The 3,420-nt window shown below is 59.5% G+C and carries 2 protein-coding genes; one reads left to right on the top strand and one right to left on the bottom strand.

Annotated features, from left to right (window positions below; all coding sequences use genetic code 11):
• Window positions 1–782: 782 nt before the first annotated feature.
• Window positions 783–2,513, top strand: a complete 1,731-nt coding sequence (locus tag JOZ76_RS32130) for a tannase/feruloyl esterase family alpha/beta hydrolase (protein ID WP_291705415.1) — start codon at window positions 783–785, stop codon at window positions 2,511–2,513.
• 315 nt (window positions 2,514–2,828) lie between these two features.
• Here the strand turns inward: JOZ76_RS32130 and JOZ76_RS32120 are convergent.
• Window positions 2,829–3,420, bottom strand: a 592-nt coding sequence (locus JOZ76_RS32120) for a hypothetical protein (RefSeq protein ID WP_291705414.1), incomplete at its 5' end; no start/stop codon positions are given.

The raw sequence follows: 3,420 nt of genomic DNA, 5'->3' as shown, positions 1-3,420 counted from the left end.
CGAACTCGTTCTCCAACTAGGGTGACGAATTTGTCGGCGCCTTCTTGTACTTGGAGCCTTCGCTCCATCAATCGCTTACTCTGTGGATGCCCGCTCATTGTCGCGATCCGAAACCATGCGACGGAAGCTCGTTCGAGGTCATGCTCGAAAAACCACGTTGGTTGGCTCCGCCTCAGGACGAAAGCCGCACCAGGACAGCAGCGACGCGCAACCGTAACAACTCGGCCTATTCAAGCCATAAACCCCGTTGCCAGCATAGTTATCAACCTGCGATTTGCACATTTTATCGTCTGGCCGGCGAGCCTGGGCACGGCGGAAATGAGCAAGCGTCCTTCCGCAGGGAAGGCCAGGACTGGTCCTTCGTGAGGGGTAAACGTGCGCCCCTTGTCTTACCTCCTTCTCGGCGACCGTCAAAACGGGGAGTGCGTCGAAGCCTCGGATAGTCCAACCTACTAATGAAGAACGTTCGCGAAGAAATTTTTTTCGAGTGTTCGCTGGCAACCCCATCAAAGACAATCTGAAGTCTGCCTAGCCACAATTGAGCGCTGCAGTGCAACCAGCGCATTGTGTATTTTAATGCTTGCTAGCAACGAAATGTGCATTATCATGCACTTTTGTCCGTATGCGAAAAAAACGGGAGGGGTCTTTGAGACGACAGCCGTAGAGAATTCGGTCTCCGGCAGGCTTATTGCCCGACAAGATCAGCGCATTTTCGGAAAAACCGTGCATGCCGCGAGAGCGTCATCGCGCGCGATAGCTTCATCAAAAATGGGAGGAAACAGATGAGACCGAATCGCTTGCAATGGGAAAAGCGCAAGCCACTGTTTGGTTTTGCGGTCGCTTTGATGTGCTCGACTGCCTTCATTCCATCACGGGCTACAGGAGCCCCGCTTCCGAATTGCAATGGCGTTGCGGCAAAACTGTTGGCGGACGAAGACGTGATTGCCGCGACTTCGGCCATCCAGCCCGCCACGGGTACGGACCTGTCCTATTGCCTGGTCAATATTACCGTCTCCGAGTTGGGCGGCCCGAACGATGGCTATCTCCCGGGCCAGAAGCAAATTATAAAGATCGCCATCGGTCTGCCCCTCAGTCAGGCCGATGGTGGAACGGGCGGACAACAAGGTGCGTGGAACGGACGGATTGAGGCTCTCGGCGGCGGCGGCTACCAGGGAGTGCTCAGCCCGGTGACGCCGGCGACGGATGCGGGCTACGTCGGATCGAACACCGATACCGGACACACTGGTAACCCGGCCACCCCTGGATTCGGGCCCATAGGCGACGGTTCGTGGGCGTTAAATCCGGATGGCACGCTGAATTTTGGTCTTATCAGAGACTTTGCCTTTAACGGCATTCATCAGCAAACAGTCTGGACCAAGAAGATCACCGAGCTCTATTACGGCATGAGGGCGAAATACACATATTGGAATGGTTGTTCGACTGGCGGCCGCCAGGGCCATCAACAGGCTCAAAGATATCCCGACGATTATGACGGCATTCTCGCGGGAGCGCCCGCCTTCAATTGGGAACGCTTCATTCCTGCGGAACAGTGGGGCGAAATAGCCATGAATGAGGAGGTGGGAGCACCGATTTCCCCCGCCAAGCTCGAGGCCGTGAAATCGGCGTCCATCGCTGCCTGCGATGCGCTCGACGGGATCACGGACGGCGTCATCCAAGATCCGCGCGCCTGCCATTTTAGGGCGAGCCCCTTTTGCAGCGGGAATCCCGCGACCTGCTTGACATCCCAGGAAGCGAGCGCGGTCAACAAAATCTGGGACGGTCCTCCGGGACCGAGAGCCGGCGAACGACTATGGTTCGGTCTCGAGCGCGGCACAACTATGCTCGGCCTGGATGGTCCCAAGCCGTTCGTCATCTCAACGGAACATCTCGCATATTGGGTCAACCAGAATCCGGCCTTCGACTGGCACACCATCACGGAGGCCAGTTTCGCTGAACAATTCAAACGGTCAGAACTTAAATTCCATGACGTGATTGGAACAGACAACCCAGATCTGTCTGAATTCCGTGAACACGGAGGGAAGATGATCATTTATCATGGATTGGCCGATCTGTTGATCATGCCACGAGGCTCCTACAACTATTATAATCGCGTCACCAAGCACGCCGGCGGCCTACCCAGCGTGCAAAAATTCTATCGGTTCTTCCCCTACCCGGGGAACAGCCACTGCGCCGGCAATCCCGATCAACCGAATGCGCCTTTGATCGATTCCTCGAGCTCAGGCGCATTGTTCCAGGCCCTCGTCAATTGGGTCGAGCATGGGACGGCACCGGATTCGATCATTGCCTACAACAATCCGAATCGAGCCCTTGCGACAGTGAGCCGGCCTATCTGCATGTATCCCGACAAACTCACCTACAACGGGACGGGTAGCACGAACGTCGCTTCGAGCTTCGTGTGCAAACATGAGTCGCATGACGAACTCATGGCCGAGGAGAAAGTGCTTCCGGACGCCGACCTGATCGAGGACCATCACGACGATCACGATCATTGATCGCAATTGGAGCGGTTTGATCAAAGAGCGCGCGTGACCTGGAGCTCACGTGCGCTCTTTTGCTGTGCGAATTCAAATCGTCCGGGTAGGCGGACGTCGATTTATCCCTGGACCTGCGGCTTGGAGCCGGTCCAGCCCGTCAGCTTCCTTCCGGGGCCGTACAGGATCGGATCCTACCGGGGTGCGCGGCCTCGCGACCTGCAAGCCGCCAACCGGCCCGCATCGCGGCGTAGGCTGGCGTCTCAACTTTCGTCACCGAGCGGCTGATGGAGGCGCTCGGCATCGATCCTGTTGCTTTCGTCGGCTCCTGCGCGCTCAGTAGCACGCGCGCGGATCGACCGCGACATATTGGCCGGAGGGGTAGCGGTAATAGCAGTTGCCCTCGGCGATGTAATAGCCCGGCCGCGACGCTGCGGTCGCGCCGGCAATCGCGCCCGTGGCACCGCCGATGACGGCACCTGCCGCGGCTCCGGACGCGCGTCCGGTCAACAGTCCGCCGAGCAGGCCGCCGACCACGGCCCCGCCGACAGCGCTGGCAGCCGGATCCGGCGGCGGTGGCGGCGGGGGTGCTGCGACATAGGCCGGAGGCGGCGGCGCATAGCCGCCGGCCGCGGGATAGACGTCGTCGGCATAGTCCTCGGAAATGTAGGTCGGCGGACCTTCCATCTGCTCCGGATAGAAGTACCAGACGCCGCCGACGTCCCACCACCAGCCTTCCCGTCCATTATGGATTTCGTGGCGCCAGTGGCCGCGATCCCAGGCCATGCGGCCGCGATAGGGATTGCCGCCATAGACGCGTGCAGTCGGCTGCCCACGCCCAACGACCTGAGCCGGCGGATGGCCCTGTCTCGCTTGCGGCGGCGGCGCACCGACGGCGCCTGCCGCGGGTGCATGCTGCTGTGGCGGC

The organism is Bradyrhizobium sp., from assembly GCF_019244115.1.
Taxonomy (GTDB): Bacteria; Pseudomonadota; Alphaproteobacteria; order Rhizobiales; family Xanthobacteraceae; genus Bradyrhizobium.
The sequence above is the reverse complement of the archived record's forward strand: the minus strand, read 5'-3'. Positions and strand labels throughout refer to the sequence as shown.